This is a genomic window from Alteromonas sp. 4NH20-0104, from assembly GCF_057547795.1.
Genome location: NZ_BAAJLP010000005.1, coordinates 21,932 through 43,235 on the forward strand (window position 1 = coordinate 21,932; position 21,304 = coordinate 43,235).

Below are 21,304 nucleotides of genomic sequence, written 5' to 3' on the forward strand. Positions count from 1 at the left end.
TCAGTCTTTTTGGCAGTGAACGTATCTGTTTATCTATTGGGAGTTACTCTTGGAACAGCAAAACGAAGTTAAAGTTGCCTCTTTACTGGAATTAGAAACCCTGGAAAAGGGACTTTATCGTGGCCAGAGCTGGGATCTGGGCTTTCGTGCCTTATTTGGTGGGCAGGTGTTAGGTCAGGCATTAAAAGCGGCCTGGGAAAGCGTGCCGGCAGGCCGCGTTGCCCACTCTTTCCATAGCTACTTTTTATTACCTGGTGACGCAAAGCAGCCGGTAGTCTACGACGTTGAGGTTGTCCGCGACGGCAAGAGCTTTTCGGCGCGGCGGGTCAAAGCCATTCAGAATGGCCGTAATATTTTCTACATGACGGCGTCCTTTCAGCAACCGGAAGAAGGAATGCAGCATCAGTACGCCGATATGCCTGATGTACCCGCACCAGAAGAGGTTGAACCCGACATCAGAATGTACGAACGTAATTATGACAATATCGGGCGCAGAATGCGTGAAGCACTAAGCTATCATCGCCCCATAGACATTCGTACCGTGGATGCCGTACGTTCATTTACGTCTAAGAATGATAAGCCTGAACGTTATACCTGGCTGCGGGCAAATGAAGCACTGGGTGATTCGCAGGCCATGCATCAGGCGGTGTTAGCCTATGCCAGTGATTACCATTTTTTAAGCACGTCCTTGCAGCCTCACGGGGTGCAGATCACCGATCGAAACCTGGCGATTGCCACTATTGACCATGCCATGTGGTTTCATCGCCCCATCAATATGAATGAGTGGTTATTGTACTCTATGGAAAGTCCCGCCAGCGGTGGTGCCAGAGGATTGGTTCGTGGTCAGTTGTTTAATCAGCAGGGTGAACTGGTGGCTTCAACCATGCAGGAAGGCCTGATGCGGATCACCGATTAACTTCGTCGCGCTAGAAAGGATTCAGACCACTGGCAGTGATACCACCGCTATAATCGATATAGCCCCATAAAAAATGCCCAGAACTTAAAAAGTTCCGGGCCTAGGGGAATGGCTCATTGCTGAGCCGTGCGCTAACTTTTACAAAGGGAGAAGTGAACAAATCTTCTTTGTAGATTTGTAATCATAGCTCAAAATCGCTCAATTTATAAACAATTTTTTTGTTTCGTCCCATTTTTAATCAATTATAGATACTAACCAGCAAGTTACGCCAGTCATTGCAGACATAATTGACAGCGAATGCACAAAATATAACCAGTTTGTACAATATTTATCCACAGGTTATGTGTATTAAATGGCGCCTATATACCTGACGGTATGAAAATGCGATTTTTCTATTCATAAGGTGAATATCGATAATCAGCCATTCAACCAAAACTACGATTGTGGTTTGGTATCTGAATTGCCAGAATAACGCCCACAGGTTTAATTTACTGAGCAGGTATCACCAATGAAATCATACAGCAGTCATATTCCCCCGCAACGCACGCTGATGGGACCGGGTCCTTCCGACGTCAGCCCCCGTGTGCTAAATGCCATGGCTCGCAGTACTGTGGGTCATCTGGATCCTGATTTTATCGGTTTAATGGATGAAACCAAAGAACTGCTACAGTATGCCTTTAAAACTGAAAACGCGTTAACCATGCCTGTCTCCGCACCCGGATCGGCGGGAATGGAAGCGGCGTTTGTTAACCTTATTGAGCCCGGTGACACCGTTATTGTTTGTATCAATGGTGTGTTTGGCATGCGCATGCGCGAAAATGTAGTGCGTAGCGGGGCAACAGCTGTGGTGGTAGAAGACGACTGGGGCAAACAAACGGATCTGAACAAACTCGAAGACGCGTTAAAAGCGCACCCGGAAGCTAAAGTGGTTGCTTTTGTGCACGCCGAAACCTCTACCGGGGTGCGTAATGATGCCGAGAAAATGTGTGCTCTGGCTCGTCAGTATGACTGCCTGACCATTGTTGATGCAGTAACTTCTCTGGGCGGCATTGAACTGTGTGTTGATGACTGGCAAATCGATGCCATTTATTCCGGTTCGCAAAAATGTTTAAGCTGCGTGCCCGGGATTTCACCCGTATCATTCAGTGACAAAGCACTTGATGTCATAAAGCAACGTAAAACACCGGTGCAAAGCTGGTTTTTAGACATGAACCTGATTGTGGGGTATTGGGGACAGGGCGGAAAACGTGCTTACCATCACACAGCCCCGGTCAACAGCATTTATGCCTTGCATGAATCATTGGTAATGTTACATGAGGAAGGACTAGAGAATGCCTGGCAGCGCCATGCGAATTTGCATAATAAGCTGGTTGCCGGACTTGAGGAGCTCGGCATTGAAATGGCCGTTGATAAAGCCTACCGTTTACCGCAATTAAATGTGGTACGTATCCCTGAAGGGATCGACGATGGCGCGGTACGTAGCCGTTTATTGAACGACTTCAATCTTGAAATTGGCGCCGGCTTAGGGGCGTTTGCCGGAAAAGTATGGCGTATCGGTCTGATGGGCGCAGCCTGCACCGACAAAAATGTTGATTTTTGTCTGGCAGCGTTAAAGACGGTTCTTAAATAACCTCGGTTTAGATGACGTCTGAAGTACGACTAAAAAATTCCTGAATATTAAGGCTGGCAAAATAAAAAATTGTTAATTGCCAGCCTTTAACGCTACTATCTCAAACTGTCGTGTCAGGTAACCCCCAGGAAGGTGGGATCGACAGTGCCATTGTCCGCTTTCCTGTTATACCCTTTAACCTGTCCGCCCGTTGTTTACTCATTATTCAGGTTATTCTTCTATGCTGCATCGAATTTGGCTTATCTTTATTGTCAGCGCATTTCTGGCGACCTTATATCAGGCCCTGTGGGGTGAAAATCCCGGTGGTTTTCAGGATGTAATGAATGCGGTAAGCAGTATGGCTACCCTTAGCGTAGAAATTGCCATTGGCCTGATAGGCGTTCTGGCTTTCTGGCTCGGTATTTTTGAGGTGGCTGAAAAATCGGGGTTAATCAGAAAGTTTTCCCGTGTACTGGCACCATTTTTATGCCGCATTATGCCTGATATTCCCCGCGACCACCCGGCGCTGGGCAGTATTACCATGAATATGTCAGCCAATCTGCTGGGGCTTGATAACGCAGCAACCCCGTTTGGTATTAAAGCCATGCAGGATATGCAAACCCTGGCGCCGAAAAAAGATACTCTGACCAACAGCCAGATCCTGTTTCTGGTGCTTAATACCTCATCGGTGACCCTGTTTCCCATCGCGGTCTTCCTGTATCGCGGTGAACAGGGCGCAGCGCAGCCTACCGATGTATTTATTCCTATTTTACTGGCCACCAGTGCATCCACCCTGGCGGGCTTAATTGTAACCTGCCTGGTGCAGCGTATTAATTTGTTTAATCGTGTGGTGTTGCTGTATCTGGTTGGCGTATTTGGCTTACTGGCCGCGGTTATTCTATATTTTGCCCAACTGGCCGCCTCTGAACTGGCCAGCCAGTCAGCCATTGTAGCCAACAGCTTACTGTTTACTTTTGTGGTAGGCGTGCTGATTTCCGGCTGGCGGGTAGGTAATAATACCTACGAACAGTTTGTCGATGGCGCCAAAAAAGGCTTTGAGGTGGCTGTCTCGCTGATTCCGTTTCTGCTGGCCATGCTGGTTGCGATTGGTATGCTGCGGGCCAGTGGCGTGATGGACATAATAGTGCAAATGATTGCCAGTGTGGCTGGCATGCTGGGATTTGATCCGCGTTTTGTCGATGCGTTACCTACTGCGTTGATGAAACCTCTCAGTGGCAGTGGTGCCAGGGCGCTGATGATTGAAACCATGCAACATCACGGTGCAGATTCCTTTGCCGGGCGTTTATCGTCTGTGATGCAGGGCTCTACCGAAACCACCTTTTATGTGCTGGCCGTTTATTTAGGCGCGGTGGGCATTAAGCATTCGCGCTATGCGGTGGCGTGTTGTCTGGCTGCCGACGTCGCCGGGATTGCTACGGCTATTGTCGTAAGTTACTGGTTCTTTGGTTAACAGTTCAGTTTAGGTTAAGAAACTGGCTGCCATACTGCGCGGGTCAACAAAACAGGAGTGGTTTTATGAATTGGAAAGTGATTGCCGCTGCGGCATTAGGCCTGGCGTTAAGTTTTCACACTCAGGCCGAACAAAGCACCTTACAGGTGTCTGGCCAGGGCATTGTGGCTGCTGCACCGGATGCCTATACCTTAACCATGGTAATAGAAGAACGTGGTGGAGTAGTGGGCAAACTCAACGAGCAGGCTAATGCAAAACTCAATGCAGTAGTGAGCTTTTTGTTATCTCAGGGCGTCGATGAACAGCATATTCAATCGATGTCGGTTAATTTGTCGCCGTGGTATGAACATACTCCCAATGGCAGAGAACATAAGGGGTTTGTGCTCAGTCGTCAGGTACGCGTAACCTCAAATCAACTGCAAAACTACGATATTGTCCTCGATGGGGCCATGAAGCGCGGCATTAATCGTATCGATCAATTTGAGTTCATTAACTCTGACCCCGAAAAGGTTTATCGCGAGGCGCTGATTGCCGCAGTGGAAGACGCTAAAGCCCGTGCCAGTCTTATCGCTAAGCAAATGGGTGTTGCTGTCGGAGGCGTCATTTCGATTAGTGAGTCTATGTCTTATAACCAGCCGCCGGTTGGAGTAAGAATGCGCGTGCAACAGGAAGATGCCTTTAGTTTACCCGGTCAGACCGAAACCTCGGCTGCGGTGAATGTCACATTCGCTATCGAGAATTAATTGGTCCGGGATTCACTGATTAACCTTTTTTGAGGGAACTGCTACACTTCGCCGGTCTTAGCGTTTTATATTTGAGAGTTGTATTTTGAATAACCGTAGTCTTTATCCTCAATTACTTGAGCAAGCCAAAAGCCTGATCGCCGGCGAGCCCGATTTAATAGCTAACCTGGCCAATTTAAGCGCCCTGATTTATCACAATCTGGATGACGTAAACTGGGCCGGCTTTTACCTGTACAAAGACGAACAGCTCGTGCTCGGGCCATTTCAGGGGCTGCCAGCCTGCATACGAATTCCTATGGGGAAGGGCGTGTGTGGCACGGCGGCACAAACCAACAGTATTCAGCGCATAGACGACGTCCATGCATTTCCCGGGCATATCGCCTGTGACGCGGCTTCTGAGTCTGAAATTGTGATTCCTGTGGTAGTCAATGGCGACCTGCTGGGCGTGCTGGATATCGATAGCCCGAAATTATCCCGCTTTAGTGCAGACGATGAAGCGGGTCTGGCGGCGATTGTTGATGCCCTGGTGGCTGAATTGTCATGAAGCACATGGTCGATATTCAGGTGGTACTGGCCACCTGGCAGGATATGGAAGATATCTTTGACGATCCGGATGAGGCCGCTGAACGCCTCAATACGGTATTACATATGGTCTACGATCGCGCTGAAGAAGACATCGAAACCGAGCGTTTAGAGAAAATATTGGCCCATACCTGGTCAATTTGGCATCAGGATGACAATTTATTGTACGTAAATGATGATGATTTGCTTGATTGGGTTGACCATCTCTTAGCAACTTGGGATGATGCAGACAATCTGGATTAACACTGACACACATTGACATTGATGGAATCATCACAGAAGTTTAGTAACAGCAAAGAGGTTATTGCCTTTCTTGCCGAGACATTTCCTAATTGTTTTACCTTAGAAGGTGAAGCAAAACCCCTTAAAATTGGCATTTTTCAAGATCTTGCCGAGCGCCTCGAGGAAGAGGAGCGCGTTAGTAAAACGCTTCTGCGCTCGAGCCTGCGCCATTACACAAATAGCTGGCGCTATTTGTACAGCATCAAGAAAGGTAACTTTCGCGTTGATCTGGATGGTAATCAGGATGCGGCAATCGAAAAAGAGCACGAAGAACACGCCAAGAAGCAACTGGACGAAAGTAAGGCCAAAGCTGCTGAGAAGCGCAAACAGGCTGCACAGGCAAATCGTAAGAAAGATGCCCGTTCATCTGCGGCGAATAACGGCGACAAAGCGGGTAAATCTCCTGCCGGACGCTATAATAACGGAACTAAATCGAAAAATAGCAGACCAATAAAGACGCCCCCGGCCAAGTTGTCTGATGCCGATTTAACCGTTGGTACATCGGTAACGGTAAAATTAGGCAAGGCGCCGATGCATGCGGTCATTACCGAAGTAGCAAAAGATGGTGTGCATGTTCAACTTGATACGGGGATGGTAGTAAAGGTTAATCCGCAAACACTGCGTTTAGCACGTTCTAAGAGGTAGTAATATGAAAGATATACTTCGCATTTCCGTTGCCAGTGCAATTCTTGCGTTAAGCGTAGGAGCCGGAGCGGTTACATCTGGCAATAGTGTCGAAGATCTGCCGATTCTCCAGCAAGAGCCGCAGCATTCCTCCGCGGCAAAGCGCATCAGTACTTTGTTCACCCGTGAACATTACAAACTGATTAAGCTGGATGATTCGTTATCTGAGAAAGTGTATGACCGCTTTCTTAAGTCTCTCGACGGAAATCGAAATATCTTTCTAGCGTCTGACATCGCTGAATTCAATAAGCATCGTGACGAATTTGACGAGGCCATCCTGCGCGGCAATCTGCAGGTAGCTTACGATATGTTCAACCGCAATCTTGAATCCCGAATTAACCGTTATGAGTATGCATTGACGCTGCTGGACGGTGAGTTCAATTTCGAGAAAGAAGGTGACAAATTTTATTACGATCGCGAAGAAGCCGCGTGGCCAACCAATCAGGCTGAACTCGATGAGTTATGGCGTCAGCGGGTTAAGTACGACGCGCTGAACCTGAAACTGGCTGGTAAAGAGCAGGATAAAATTACAGAACTGCTTACCAAACGTTACGAGCGTGCGATTAAGCGACTTAAGCAAACGCAGAGTGAAGACGTCTTTCAAACGGTGATGAACTCGTTTGCTCGCAGCATCGAAGCCCACACCAGCTATTTGTCACCGCGAAATGCTGAGCGGTTCCAGATGGACATGAATTTGTCACTGGAAGGCATTGGCGCTGTATTACAAAGCGAAGATGACTTTACCGTTATCAAGAGCATTGTGCCTGGCGGACCGGCCGATAAGTCAAAGGCCATTAAGCCGGAAGACAAAATTATTGGCGTCGCCCAGGAAGACGAAGAGTTTGTTGATGTTATTGGCTGGCGTCTTGACGACGTAGTAGAGCTGATCAAAGGACCGAAAGGCAGTGAAGTACGTTTACAGGTGCAAAAAGGCGCAACTGAAAGTACCACTGTATCGGTCATTACGCTGATCCGAGACAAAATCAAACTGGAAGATCGCGCAGCCAAATCAGAAGTGTTTGTGCCTGAATCAGGTCCGCACATGGATGAAAAAGTTGGCGTAATCTCTATTCCGAGTTTCTACAACAATCTCCATGTTGATGTGTTAAAGGAAATTAACTCGCTGAAGTCAGAAGACGTTAAAGCCATTATTGTGGATTTGCGTGGTAACGGCGGCGGTTCACTTTCTGAGGCAACACTGGTATCCGGTCTCTTTATCGAGCAGGGGCCGGTAGTGCAAATCCGCTATGAAGGCGGCCGTATGAGCGTTAATCAGGATACAGACGGTAAAGTAGCCTATCAGGGCCCGCTGACCGTGCTGGTAGACCGCTACAGTGCCTCGGCTTCTGAAATCTTTGCCGCGGCAATGCAGGACTATAACCGCGCTTTAATCATTGGTGAGCAAACCTTTGGTAAGGGTACCGTGCAACAGCATAAAGGTCTGGGCCGTATTTACGACCTGTACGAAAACCCGCTGGGCAGCGTGCAGTACACCATCGCTAAGTTCTACCGTATAAATGGTGGCAGTACCCAGCATAAGGGTGTTGTACCGGATATCCCGTTCCCATCGCCAATTGATCCGGCAGAGTGGGGCGAGAGTCAGGAAGAGAACGCATTACCGTGGGATAGCATCAAGCGCGCCAATTACACCACCTTTGGGGATACCCAAAGTGCCCTGGATGTACTGGCCGCCAAGCACAATGCACGTATCATGCAGGATCCTGAATTTGGTTATATTCAGAAAGACATCGAAAAGTACAAAGAAAATAAAGACAAAGACTTTATTTCTCTGGTTGAGTCAGAACGCCTGGCTGAGAAAAAAGAAAATGAAGAACAAGCATTGTCCCGTGCTAATGAGCGACTCACCCGAATGGGTCTGCCAGTAGTAGAGGATCTTGAAGACCTGCCTGAAGAGCTTGAAGAGCTGGATCCGTACCTGACGGAAGCCGCCAACATTACGCTTGATATGGTAAACACGGGGAAATACGCACTAACCCGTAGCTAGTACTTCGCTTCATTAAAGGGCTGACCGCATTGTCAGCCCTTTTTTCATTGCATCAGACACACAAATCACAAATACTAACGACAGTATTAAAATATATATAAAACAATAATAAAGGGAACAACGTGTATGGCGGTTCGTGGTGAGTTTTCTTCTCGTATCGGATTTATACTGGCAGCTGCCGGCTCAGCAGTGGGGTTGGGCAATATCTGGGGCTTTCCAACTCAGGTAGCCAGTAATGGCGGCGCAGCTTTTGTTTTGGTCTACCTGTTGCTGGCTTTTGCGCTGGCGTATCCGGTACTAATGGCAGAGCTGGTTATTGGCCGCGCGCATCGCGCCAACATGGTCGATTCACTGGGGCAAATTACCCGCAATCCTTTAGGCCGCCTTACGGGGTTATGGGGCTGCGTAACGGTGTCTTTGATCCTCGCCTTTTACGCCATCGTTGGCGGCTGGATGATCGCTTTTTTTGCTGAATCGGCCAGTCGTCCGGTAGCCCCACAAGCGGTGGGTGACTGGTTAACCAGCTATTCACTCAGTACCAATCTTGTGTTTTGCGCGCTGTTTCTGAGCCTGACTTCATACATTGTGCTCGGCGGCGTAAAAGCAGGTATCGAGCGGTGGTCGGTCCGTTTAATGCCAACCCTGTTTATCCTGATGGGGGTGCTGATCGTTTATGTGAGTTTTCAGCCTGGCGCCAGTGAAGGCTGGGCAGCTTACCTGGTACCCGACTTTTCAGTTGTTCTTAACCCTGATTTGCTTATAGATGCCATGGGGCAGGCATTTTTCTCTATGTCGCTCGGTGTAGGTACCATGCTGGTATATGGCTCATACATGAGTAAAAAGGAAGACTTACCCACTATCGGCGCAGCCGTGGCTCTGGTGGATATCGGTGTAGCGATTATTGCCGGTATGCTGATTATTCCGGCCATGTACGTAGCGCTGAATAATGGCGTGGAAATCTTCTCGTCGACCGGTGACTTAATTGCCGGTGACCAGCTAATCTTTACCGTGCTGCCGGCATTGTTTAATACCATCGGCCCTATTGGCGTTGTGGTATCAACCGTATTCTTTGCCTTAATGGTGATTGCCGCGTTAACCAGCTCCATCTCTATGCTGGAAGTCCCAGTAGCTTATTTGTCGGAAAGCCGAAATCTTTCACGCCCGAAAGCGGTGCTGATTGTGTCACTGATTATCTTTGCGGCCAGTGCGCTGATTATCTTTAATTTCGCCACGCTGTTTGGATTCGTTATTGCCCTTACTACCAAATACAGTCAGCCGCTATTAGGCTTTGCGCTGTGTATTTTTGCTGGCTGGGTATGGAAGCGAAACGAAATTCTGGCAGAGCTAAAAGTCAGCGCACCGGATATGGAACAGCGTTTATTCTGGAAAATCTGGCCGTGGTACGTGAAATTTGTTTGTCCGCTGGTCATCTTACTGATGTTCTATCGTTCGGTTGCATAAGGAAATCATCATGACCCGAGACATTAAACAGCCAACGCTAATGGACGCGTTTATCCCGGTTATTTCACTTATTCTGATGCTGGGCACGGCGGTGTACTTATTCGCCGACAATTCTTCTTATGGACCCAACCAGGTGTCACTGCTTATCGGCACCGGCCTGGCGGCGATCATAGGTATGAAGAATGGTCATAAGTGGCATGACATTGAGAAAGGCATTATTCAGGGCATTTCGGTGTCACTGGGTGCCTGTCTTATTTTGCTGGTAGTGGGCGCGCTGATAGGCACGTGGATGCTGGCCGGTACCGTCCCCACATTGATTTATTATGGCCTCGAACTGCTAAATCCCAGTATGTTCTATGCCGCCACCTGTATTATTTGTGCGGTTGTAGCAATGAGTATTGGTAGCTCATGGACTACAGCGGCAACGGTGGGTGTTGCACTGATGGGCGTGTCTGCCGGAATGGATATGTCTGCGGCTATTACGGCCGGGGCGATTATCTCCGGTGCTTATTTCGGCGATAAGATTTCACCTTTATCCGAAACTACCAACCTGGCACCGGCCGTAGCCGGAACCGACCTGTTTGAGCATATTCGTTATATGCTATGGACCACCATTCCGAGTTTTGTGCTGGCGTTAATCCTGTTTGTGATCATCGGCCTGAGCGAGTCAGGCGTGCAATCTGCCGAGAAAATCCAGCAGATGCAGGTGCTACTGGATGATACCTTTAACATCAATATTTTCATGCTGGTCCCTTTGATCGTGCTGTTAACACTGGCGGTACGCAAAATGCCGGCTTTTCCTGCCGTAGGTATTGGCGCGCTGCTGGGCGGTGTTTGGGCCCTGATTTTTCAGCCTGACGTTGTTCAAACGATGAAAGACAGCGCTGACTCGTTTTCTGTGGGGGCTTTGAAGGTGGTCTGGACGGCGTTATTTGACGGCGTTAGTTTTAATACCAGCGACGATAACCTGAACAGTCTGCTGAGCCGTGGTGGTATGTCTTCCATGCTTAATACCATCTGGTTAATTGTTTGTGCGATGTCATTTGGTGCGGTGCTGGAGCGGGTAGGGTTATTAACACGCGCTGTCGGTGCCATCCTGCATGGCGCTAAAACGGCCGGTGCTATGGTCAGCAGAACTATCCTGACCTGCATTGGTACTAACCTGATTACTTCCGATCAGTATATGGCTATCGTGATGCCGGGTCGTATGTATAAAGATGAGTACGCCAAGCGCGGACTTGATCAGCTAAACTTATCCAGAAGTCTGGAAGATGGCGGTACCATTACGTCACCTCTTATCCCGTGGAACACCTGCGGTGCTTACATGCACGGTGTATTAATGGTGCATCCGTTTGAATATATTTTCTTTGCCTTCTTTAACTTAATCAGTCCGGTGATGGCAGTGATCTATGCTTATCTGGGAATTAAAATTCTCCGTCTTGATCCGCCTGAGTCTGTGACTGCAGCAAAATAAACATCTTGTTAGGAGATGAAATGACGCTAGTGGCTAAACGCCGCGAAGATTATCGCGCGCCTGAGTTTACAATTACTGATATTGCCCTCGACTTTACGCTGGATCCCACTGCAACCAGAGTGGTCAGCGAGACGAAGGTTACGCGACAAGGTGCGGCAGACGCCCCTCTTGAGCTCGACGGTGAACACATGCAACTGCTGGAAGTCGTGGTTGATGATCTGCCGTTTGGCGACTATCAGCAAACCGACACCGGTCTGGTACTGAATAATGTACCTGATGCCTTTACTCTGCGTATCGTTACCCAGGTCAACCCTTCAGAAAATAAAGCCCTGGAAGGACTGTATTTGTCTAATGGTGTGTACTGTACCCAGTGTGAAGCGGAAGGGTTTCGCCGTATTACCTATTATCTCGACCGCCCGGACGTACTGGCGCGTTTTACCGTAAAGATAACTGGCCAAAAAGCCAGTCTGCCAACCATGCTGGCAAACGGTAACCCCATTGAACAGGGCAGCAACGCAGACGGCAGCCATTGGATCCTTTGGCAGGACCCGTTTCCCAAGCCAAGCTATTTGTTTGCGCTGGTAGCAGGCAGCTTTGATCAGTTAACCGATACCTTTGTTACACAAAGCGGTAAGTCGGTAGCACTGGAGTTATTCGTAGACCAGGGTAAACGCCAACGCGGTGAATTTGCTCTGGAGGCCTTAAAACGCTCCATGCGCTGGGATGAAGAAGTATTCGGACTCGAATATGACCTCGACATTTATATGATCGTCGCAGTGGATTTCTTCAATATGGGCGCTATGGAAAACAAAGGGCTGAATGTCTTTAACAGTAAATTTGTCCTGGCCGATCAGGCTTCAGCCACCGATGAAGACTTCTTTAACGTGGAGTCGGTGATTGCTCATGAGTATTTCCATAACTGGACCGGTAACCGGGTAACCTGCCGCGACTGGTTCCAGCTAAGCTTAAAAGAAGGCCTTACGGTTTTTCGGGATCAGCAGTTTAGTAGTGACATGAGCTCACCGCTCAGTAACCGTATCAAACAAGTACGGGTGATGCGTGAGCATCAATTCGCAGAAGACGCCAGTGCCATGAGTCATCCCATTCGACCGGATGAGGTGATAGAAATGAATAATTTCTACACCGTGACGGTGTACGATAAAGGCGCTGAAGTCATTCGTATGATGCATACCTTGCTTGGTGCCGACGGTTTCAGAGCAGGAATGGACGAGTATTTTCGCCGTCATGATGGCCAGGCCGTCACCTGTGATGATTTTGTATCTGCCATGCAGTCGGCCACCGATATTGATTTAACCCATTTTTCCCGCTGGTACAGTCAATCGGGCACGCCTCGTGTTGTGGTTAAACGCGATTACGATGGCGCCAGCGATAAACTGACTATAACGCTGACCCAGCAAAACCTGCCAACGGCTGACCAGACCGATAAGCACGATCTCTATATTCCGCTGCAAATTGAGTTTCTGGCGGCCGATGGCCAGCACGTAGCGCCAGATAGCGGCATGTTCCTCGATAATCTGGTTATTCTGGATAAACCGGTAACTGAATTAACCTTTACCGGTAAAGGGAGTGATATAACGCCGGTAGCGCTGGGTAACTTTTCCGCGCCGGTTAAACTGACTTCCGATCTAACACCGTTGGAATGGTTGCATACCTTCCGTTTTGCCAACGATGCATTTAGCCGTTGGGATGCCATTCAGCAGTTGTATAACTGGTGCATTGAGCAATATTATCTGGGCAGCCCGCAACGGGTTGAAAAAGCCATTTTGCAAGGCCTGTATGAAGCGGTTGAAGCGAGCCAGGACAACCCTGAGATCCTCGGTGAGTGTTTGGTTGTGCCGAGTTTTGAAACGCTTTGCCAGAGCCGTGACAATATAGATGTTCACGCCTTAAACGAAGCCAGACAGGCATTTAGCCATGATTTGGCCGAGTTTATGTCTGATTTATTACTGGTTATTTATCAAACCAATCAGGCCGACTCTTACGCCTACGAGCCACAGCAGGTCAGTTCTCGCCGCTGTAAGAATGTGGTGCTCACGCTACTGGCTGAATTACCGCTGGCGGAAAGGTTGATCAAGGAGCAGTTTTCAGGCTCCGATAATATGTCAGACACACTGGGGGCGCTGAAAGCCGCACAACAGTTCGATTTAGTGTTGTTTAATAACCTGATGAATGAGTTTGAACAACGCTGGCGCGACGATCCGCTGGTGCTGGATAAGTGGTTTGGTTTACATGCCACCTGCGATCGCAGTGATATTCTGGCGCAGCTGACTTTATTACGCCAGCATCCCCAGTTCAGCCAGCAAAACCCTAACCGGGTTCGCGCGGTGATTGGCAGCTTTGCCTTTTACAATACTTCAGGTTTCCATGCCGATGACGGCAGTGGATACCGATTTCTGACCGACTACCTGTTAGAACTGGATAAAACCAATCCACAGGTTGCCTCCCGGTTAGTTACGCCATTAACCCAATGGCAACACTTTGCTGAAGCACGTCAGTCACTGATGCGACAGCAGTTGTCCCGCTTACTTGACGATGCGTCACTGAGTAAAGATCTTTACGAAAAAGTCAGTAAAGCGCTGGCCTACGGACATGATTCATAACACCGATAAAGTATATTTTTTTTCGGTAAATGAGCCATACCACCAGTGTCAGCTCCTTTACAGCGGTTCAATACCGGTTGTGGTATTGACCGCTGATTCCGGCGAGCGGGTGCAGGTACCATCGGGCCGCATTCGCCAATTTATTGATAGTCGTGGCTTTTATGGCCGCTTCAGGCTTGTGGTAACTGCGCAAAATAAAATTAAATCTTTTGAGCGCGTTGCCTGAATTTGAACTATAACTATCAAGCGGTTAAGAACGTTCTTACCAGACTCTATTTTTGTAACAGATTAAAAACGCTGCTTTTTTTCAACTGGTACGATTAGTTCTTGCCATCTGTGTAAAATGATGTAATCATTTTGTTAAATAAACCGATGAGTTTGTCGTTTTATCAGCAGGTTACTGTTGAATCAGGAGTATAAAAATTATGATAACCAGGCTTAGCGCATTTAAGAAATCGCCTATCGCAGCTGGAATTTTTGCCTTTTTAGGTGCCGCCTCGCTACCAGCCGGTGCCGCTTCATGGGACTTTGGTGATGTATCCGTATCGCTGGATACTAACCTGACACTGGCTACCAGTATTCGTGTTGAAGACCGCGACTACAATTTAATTGGTAACAGTAATCATCCTCAGTTTAACTGGTCGGGTTATAACGCTGCGACCAATGTTATCTATCCCAGTGGCGATGTATGGGCGCTGGCTAATGGTGCCTACTCCAGTAATGGTGATCTGGGTAACCTGGCACACGATTCAGGCGAAGCATTCTCTACTCAAATTTCCGGTAACCACGAACTAGACATTCGCTATGGCGATATCGGCTTTTTCGCTCGTGGTTTCTGGTTTTATGATTTTGAACAAATGGACAACGACCGTCCATGGGACAATCCCATTACCGGACAGAACACCGAGCTGTGTGACGATCCAAAAGCCAAAGAACTGCTTTGTACAGACGTGCGTTTGCTCGACGCGTTCTTCTATGGCGACTGGTGGATTGGCGATAACCCGCTAACGGTTCGGGTTGGTCAGCAGGTTGTCAGTTGGGGGGAAAGTACCTTCATTCAGCACGGTATCAATACCACTAACCCGGTAGACGTTACTCGTGCCCGCACACCGGGTGCAGAACTCAAAGAAGTCTTCATTCCGGTGGGAATGGTCTTTGCGCAACTGGGCCTTACCCAGAATGTTAGTGTCTCCGCTTATTATCAGTACGAATGGGAGCGCAGCTGGTTACCGGTTGCCGGTAGTTATTTTGCCACCAACGATTTTGCAGGCGAGGGCGGTCAGGCTAATAACGTTCAGTTAGGCTTTACCGGTAACCCGGATATCGATTTGGATTTCCTGTTGTCGTCATTAAACGGACTGGGTGATGCGCTGCGTGCCGGCGGCAATCCTGCGGCGATTGGTCAGGCCTACCTTGCCTATCCAACCAAGGTGGCTATTCGCGGTTACAGCGATGCGGCTCATGTGGATGCCGATGATCAGGGGCAGTACGGGTTACGGTTAACCTGGTTTGCCGAAGCGCTGAATGAAACTGAAATGAGTTTCTACCATATCAATTACCATAGTCAGCGTCCGTTAATTTCAGGGGAAACCTCGAACTTCACCAGCGCGGCGATTGCGGAAGATTTGGCCTACATTGCCAGCCATAACATTAATCGCGATAACATTACTGAGTTACAGGCGTTCACCGAAGCGAAGTTTTATTATCCCGAAGACATTAAACTGTATGGTTTTAGCTTCAATACCAATATCGGTACCACGGCCCTTGCCGGTGAGTTCGCTTACCGTCAGGATGAACCGCTGCAGATTGATGATGTAGAATTACTTTACATGGGGATGCCTGAGCAGTTGGCGAATGCGGGTTTACGCCCGGATTTAGCCGGTATATCTCAGTTAAATAATATTGACCGGGCTGTCGGTCCGGGAGAAACCGCGCAAGGTTACGTGTTCTCAGATACCTGGCAGGCGCAGTTCACCGTATCACATGTATTTGGTCCGGCACTTGGCACCGACAACCTGATCCTGCTGGGTGAAGCAGGGTATGTTAATATTGTGGATTTCCCGGATCCTTCGGTAGTGCGTCTTAATGCACCGGGTACCGGTCGTACACCGTCGCTGGAGCCTACTGAAACAGGTAATCCGCGTACCGGTTTACATACAGGCTTATCAAACGGACCTGAAACTAACCCATTTGCTACGGATGATGCCTGGGGTTATCGACTACTGGCAGTGGCTGATCATAACAACGTGTTTTCCGGAATTAATCTGCGGACCCGGGTGACTTTTTCACATGACGTGAAAGGTACCACGCCGGACCCATTATTCCTGTTCACTGAGGATACAAAATCAGCCAACGTTTCATTCACTTTTGATTACTTGAGTAAGTGGTCTGCGACAGCCTCTTATAGTGCATTCTGGGGTGGTATTGGTACCACTAACCAACTGGCTGACCGCGACTTCGTTTCGTTCAACATCAAGTATGCAATCTAGATAAGAGTAGTATTTGTTATGATGAAAAAATTTGGAATTATTGCAGCAGCCCTGACGGTTGCTCTGACGACAGTGCCTGTACAGGCAAAAGTTAGTGACGCGGATGCGGCTAAACTAGGTACAGAATTAACGCCGCTTGGTGGTGAAAAGGCGGGTAATGCGGATGGCTCAATCCCAGCCTGGACCGGTGGTATTACGTCTATGCCTTCAGGTTATAGCGCCGGGGATTTTCACCCGGATCCGTATGCCGGTGAAGCACCTGAATTTGAGATTACCGCTGCCAACTATCAGCAATATGCTGACCAGTTATCAGAAGGTTTAAAGAAGATGTTCGAAACTTATCCGGACACTTTTAAATTACCGGTATATAAAACCCATCGTTCAGCTTCAAACCCGCAATTTGTTTACGATGCAACCAAAGCTAACGCTACTCGCGCTACCTTACTGGATGACGGTAACGGTATGGCCGGAGCGGCCGTAGGTATCCCGTTCCCGATCCCGGCAAATGGCTTGGAAGCAATCTGGAACCACATTGCCCGTTACCGCGGACCAGCGGTTCAGCGTAACGGTGGGCAGGCAGCGGTAACCGCTGGCGGCGACTACAACGTTATTGGTTTCGATGAGCAGTTGTTAATTCAATACTCACAGGAAAACGCTACGCCAGAGAGCCTGCTGGAAAACAACGTGCTGTTTATGTTCAAACAGAAAGTAACCGAGCCTGCACGTCTGGCTGGTACGGCACTGTTGGTTCACGAAACCCTGGATCAGGTAAAGGAACCACGTAAAGCCTGGACCTACAACACCGGTCAGCGTCGTGTGCGTCTGGCACCTAACATCGCTTATGATACGCCGGGAACTGCGGCGGATGGTCTGCGTACCACCGATGACTTCGATATGTTTAACGGCTCGCCAAACCGTTATAACTGGGAACTGAAAGGCAAGAAAGAAATGTACGTTGCGTATAACAACTACACCTTGCACGGCGATTCAGTAAGCTACGAAGATATTCTTAAGCCCAATCACGTAAACCCCGATTTAACCCGTTGGGAAAAACACCGTGTATGGGTAGTTGAGGCAACGCTGAAAGAAGGCTTACGCCATATCTATCAGAAACGTGTGTTCTATATCGATGAAGACAGCTGGCAGATCCAACTGGCCGATATGTACGACAACCGTGGTGAACTTTACCGTGTTGCTGTGGCCTATGGTGTGAACTACTACGAAGTCCCGACTCAGTGGTCAACGCTGGACGTTTATCACGACCTGAACTCACGCCGTTACCTGGCAATTGGTTTGGATAATGAAGAGAAAATGTACGACTTCTCGATTAATCCAAGAGAAGCCGAGTTCACGCCTCAGGCATTACGCCGCGAAGGCATGAGATAACACTTCAGAATAACGGTTGGCCTTGCCAACCGTTTTCTTAATCAGACGGAGGCTAAACGTCTTAATGCGTAAATCCATTTCTTCGGTGCTACTGTTGTTAGTTTCTTTTGCATTGCATGCTGAGCAGTCTTATCAGGCACCCCTTGTTAAAGAATCCTTATTACTGGATATTGCCTCTGGCGATATCACGGTTGCTGTTGGTGAACGCGGCCACGTGCTAATTAAACGGGCCGACAGCGACTTTAGTCAGATTACGGTCCCCACCCAATCCACCCTAACGGCAGTGACTCTGGTTGGTGAGCATATCTGGGCGGTCGGTCATGATGCCATCATCATGCATTCGAGCGATGGTGGCGCCCAGTGGCAGGTACAACTGTATCAACCGGAACTGGAACGCCCGTTTTTAGATGTGATGTTTTTCGATAGCCGTCGTGGCATTGCCATTGGTGCCTATGGATTGTTTTATCAAACCAGTGATGGCGGTGAAAGCTGGAACAGCGTTCGACATGCCGAATTTCTTAATCCTTATGACCGCGAATATCTCGAAGAGATCCGTAAGGAAGACGAAGAATTCTATCAACTGGAGTTAAATTCCATATTACCCCATTTAAACCGTATCACCCGCGGTCAGGACGGTAACTTACTGATTGCCGGTGAAGCCGGGTTACTGGCTATGAGCGACGATGACGGCCAGAGCTGGCAACGGCTTGAATCAGAATATACCGGTTCATTTTTCGACTTTGTGCAACTGGACTCCGGGTTAATGGTTGCTGCCGGCTTGCGCGGTAATATTCTGGTTAGTGAAGATGGCGAGCAATGGGAAACCTTGCAAACCTGTAGTACTGCCACCTTAAATTCCATTATTAGCCGCCCTGAGCAACTGGCCTTTATTGGCAACAATGGGGTAATGGTAAACGCTTCTTTGCCATTACAAACGTTACCGTTCGACCCCTATGCCGCGCCGACCAATAATTGTTCACCGTCGGCAGGCGTAAGTGTTTCGCAAACCGAGAGTAAATCTGCGCTGTTAAATGCGGTGTCCGTTGATGGCCAAACGGTTGTTACTGCCGCCGATGGCATCTATTCACTTTCTTTGGATTAACTTGTAGTTATGTCTTCTTTTAGTCAAGTTCTAGAGCGTCTGATTTTTAATAATCGGCCGCTGGTTATCATCCTCTTTATCTTCGCTACCCTGGTACTGGCGTTTCAGGCGTCGCGTATGAAGCTCGATGCCGGATTCGAAAAAAACATCCCGTTAAACCATGAGTACATGCAAACCTATATGGAGCACCGCAAAGATTTTGGTGGGGCGAACAATGTACTGGTAGCGGTTTGCGACAAAGACAGTGATATATTTAATCAGTATTTCTTTGACACGTTGAAAAATGTCCATGATGAACTGTTTTTCATCAACGGTGTTAACCGCTCACTGGTGGTGTCATTGTATTCACCGTCCACACGGTTTACCGAAATTGTTGAAGGTGGCTTTGCCGGCGGCCCGGTGATCCCGGCCGATTTTGATTCATCTAATCCACATGCCCTGGATACGGTGGCGGCCAATATTGAGAAGGCCAAAATTGTTGGCCGTCAGGTGTCGAACAATTACCGTTGTGCCATGGTCACGGCGCAGTTACTGGAGCTGGATCCACAAACCGGTGAAGCGCTTAACACGCTGGCGCTCGCTGATGAGCTGGAAACCAAGCTGCGTGGTCAGTTTGAGGATGATCAGGTAAGCGTACACATTATCGGTTTTGCCAAAATGATTGGCGATGTGGCAACCGGTGCCAAATTTGTGGTGCTGTTCTTTGCCATTGCGATTGTGATCACCGCCTTCATGGTGTACTTCTTCTCCCGCAATATAATGCTGACCGTACTACCGATTATGTGTTCGGTGATTGCAGTGGTCTGGCAAATGGGCTTATTGACCACGCTGGGCTTTGGGCTGGATCCCATGTCGATACTGGTTCCGTTTTTGGTGTTTGCCATAGGCGTGAGTCACGGCGTACAAATGATCAATGCGGTGGAGAAAAATGTTGTTAAAGGCGATAACGCTAAACAAGCAGCCATGGCAGCATTTCGAGCGCTGCTCATCCCGGGTGGAATAGCCTTACTGTCAGACACTATCGGTTTCTTAACGTTACTGGTTATTGATATCGGTATTATTCGAGAACTGGCCATTACAGCCAGTCTGGGTGTGGCTGTGATAATCCTGACCAACCTGATTCTGTTACCGGTATTAATGAGTTTTATTCGTTTCCCGGAACACTACCTTGACCGTTTTGCCGGTAAAGAAGCGAAGTCAGAAGGGATGTGGCATATTCTCGATGTTTGCTGCAGAAAAAAATCCGCCATTACCATTGTGCTGGTTACCGGTATTTTATTTGCGCTGGGTTTTGTCCAGTCCAAACAAATGCAGATTGGTGATATTCAGGCCGGTGCAGCGGTGTTGCATCAGGACTCCCGCTATAATCAGGATACTGCGCTGATCACCGACCGTTTCGAAGTGACCGTGGATTATATCTCGGTACTGGTTGAAACTACCCCGGAAGCCTGCACTAGCTACGACACCATGCGCGCCATTGATGACTTTCAGTGGCAGATGACCAATGTGGATGGCGTTCAGTCTGCCGTTTCGTTGGCTTCGGTAGCGAAGGTGGTTAATGCCGGTTATAACGAAGGGAACCCTAAATGGCAGGTACTGCCGCGAAATCAGCAAACACTGGTGCAGGCAATTTCTCGCGTACCCACGTCTTCGGGTCTGCTTAACGGTAATTGTTCGGTGATGCCAATCATTCTGTTTATGGAAGACCACAAAGCGCAAACCATTACCCGTGTGGTGGATGCAGTGAAGGACTTCAGACAAGCATATCAAACAGATAACACCCGCTTTAGCCTGGCTTCGGGTCCGGTAGGCGTAATGGCGGCCACCAATGAAGCGGTTCAGGCAGCGCAAACACCAATGATGATGTATGTGTTTGGTGCCGTCATCATATTGTGCTTGCTGAGCTTCCGGTCGCTACGCGCAACGATTTCCGTGGTACTGCCGTTGTATGTGGTATCGGTACTGGCTCAGGCGTTAATGACCTATCTGAGTATTGGCCTGACGGTTTATACCTTGCCGGTGATTGCGCTGGGTGTAGGGATTGGTGTGGATTATGGTATTTATATTCTGTCGACCATGAACGGCCTGATCAAGCAGGGTATGCCGGTGGAAAAAGCCTACCTTGAGGCGCTCAAAGAGCGGGGCAGTGCGGTGCTGTTTACCGGTATAACACTGGCCATTGGCGTTAGCACCTGGGTATTCTCGTCACTCAAGTTCCAGGTCGATATGGGCATCCTCCTTACCTTCATGTTCCTGGTGAATATGCTCGGTGCCATTGTAGTGTTACCGGCGCTGGCCAGACTGCTATGGTTCAACCGCTCGGAAAATTAATATTTTTTCGCATAAGTAACCAACAAAGGAGCCTTCAGGGCTCCTTTTTATTTGCATAATCTGAATACTTACCCAAAATGTAAATATGATGTAAAAACAGGGGTTTTAATTCAGTCATATTTTCGAGAAAATATGTATGTACAATCTA

The 21,304-nt window shown here is 48.5% G+C and carries 16 protein-coding genes; all 16 read left to right on the plus strand.

Features of this window, described 5'->3' with window-relative positions; all coding sequences use genetic code 11:
* Positions 1-49 precede the first annotated feature (49 nt).
* Positions 50-916, plus strand: coding sequence for an acyl-CoA thioesterase II (tesB, locus tag AC27IB_RS04910; protein ID WP_487119330.1), 867 nt, complete (start codon positions 50-52; stop codon positions 914-916).
* Positions 917-1,424: 508 nt separating this feature from the next.
* Positions 1,425-2,546 (plus strand): pyridoxal-phosphate-dependent aminotransferase family protein, encoded by a 1,122-nt coding sequence (locus tag AC27IB_RS04915; RefSeq protein WP_487119332.1) that lies wholly within the window; start codon positions 1,425-1,427, stop codon positions 2,544-2,546.
* Positions 2,547-2,766: 220 nt separating this feature from the next.
* Positions 2,767-3,996: a nucleoside recognition domain-containing protein gene (locus tag AC27IB_RS04920; RefSeq protein ID WP_487119334.1), complete on the plus strand. Its 1,230-nt coding sequence runs from the start codon at positions 2,767-2,769 to the stop codon at positions 3,994-3,996.
* A gap of 65 nt (positions 3,997-4,061) precedes the next feature.
* Positions 4,062-4,739, plus strand: a complete 678-nt coding sequence (locus AC27IB_RS04925; protein WP_487119336.1) for an SIMPL domain-containing protein — start codon at positions 4,062-4,064, stop codon at positions 4,737-4,739.
* 85 nt (positions 4,740-4,824) lie between these two features.
* The gene (locus tag AC27IB_RS04930; RefSeq protein ID WP_487119338.1) at positions 4,825-5,283 is read left to right on the plus strand and encodes a GAF domain-containing protein; all 459 of its coding nucleotides are present in this window, start codon (positions 4,825-4,827) and stop codon (positions 5,281-5,283) included.
* Positions 5,280-5,564: a hypothetical protein gene (locus AC27IB_RS04935; protein ID WP_296046858.1), complete on the plus strand. Its 285-nt coding sequence runs from the start codon at positions 5,280-5,282 to the stop codon at positions 5,562-5,564. Before AC27IB_RS04930 ends, AC27IB_RS04935 begins: the two co-directional genes overlap by 4 nt.
* Before the next feature lie 21 nt (positions 5,565-5,585).
* Positions 5,586-6,248 (plus strand): RNA chaperone ProQ, encoded by a 663-nt coding sequence (proQ, locus tag AC27IB_RS04940; protein ID WP_487119523.1) that lies wholly within the window; start codon positions 5,586-5,588, stop codon positions 6,246-6,248.
* A 4-nt stretch (positions 6,249-6,252) separates the two neighbouring features.
* Positions 6,253-8,292: a carboxy terminal-processing peptidase gene (prc, locus tag AC27IB_RS04945; protein ID WP_487119340.1), complete on the plus strand. Its 2,040-nt coding sequence runs from the start codon at positions 6,253-6,255 to the stop codon at positions 8,290-8,292.
* A 126-nt stretch (positions 8,293-8,418) separates the two neighbouring features.
* Entirely contained in the window at positions 8,419-9,753 is a 1,335-nt protein-coding gene (locus AC27IB_RS04950; RefSeq protein ID WP_296046863.1) for a sodium-dependent transporter, read from the plus strand.
* Positions 9,754-9,763: 10 nt separating this feature from the next.
* Positions 9,764-11,227: a Na+/H+ antiporter NhaC gene (gene nhaC, locus AC27IB_RS04955; RefSeq protein ID WP_487119343.1), complete on the plus strand. Its 1,464-nt coding sequence runs from the start codon at positions 9,764-9,766 to the stop codon at positions 11,225-11,227.
* Between the two features lie 20 nt (positions 11,228-11,247).
* Entirely contained in the window at positions 11,248-13,848 is a 2,601-nt protein-coding gene (gene pepN, locus AC27IB_RS04960; RefSeq protein WP_487119345.1) for an aminopeptidase N, read from the plus strand.
* Positions 13,838-14,074 (plus strand): DUF2835 family protein, encoded by a 237-nt coding sequence (locus AC27IB_RS04965; protein ID WP_487119347.1) that lies wholly within the window; start codon positions 13,838-13,840, stop codon positions 14,072-14,074. The genes pepN and AC27IB_RS04965 overlap by 11 nt, the downstream gene beginning before the upstream one ends.
* Positions 14,075-14,273: 199 nt before the next feature.
* Entirely contained in the window at positions 14,274-16,337 is a 2,064-nt protein-coding gene (locus AC27IB_RS04970) for a DUF1302 domain-containing protein (RefSeq protein ID WP_487119349.1), read from the plus strand.
* Between the two features lie 18 nt (positions 16,338-16,355).
* Positions 16,356-17,723, plus strand: coding sequence for a DUF1329 domain-containing protein (locus AC27IB_RS04975; RefSeq protein ID WP_296053615.1), 1,368 nt, complete (start codon positions 16,356-16,358; stop codon positions 17,721-17,723).
* 64 nt (positions 17,724-17,787) lie between these two features.
* Entirely contained in the window at positions 17,788-18,825 is a 1,038-nt protein-coding gene (locus AC27IB_RS04980; RefSeq protein ID WP_487119351.1) for a WD40/YVTN/BNR-like repeat-containing protein, read from the plus strand.
* Positions 18,826-18,834: 9 nt separating this feature from the next.
* Positions 18,835-21,156 carry an efflux RND transporter permease subunit gene (locus tag AC27IB_RS04985; protein WP_487119353.1) on the plus strand — a complete coding sequence of 774 codons (2,322 nt, stop codon included), beginning with the start codon at positions 18,835-18,837 and terminating at the stop codon, positions 21,154-21,156.
* Positions 21,157-21,304 lie beyond the last annotated feature (148 nt).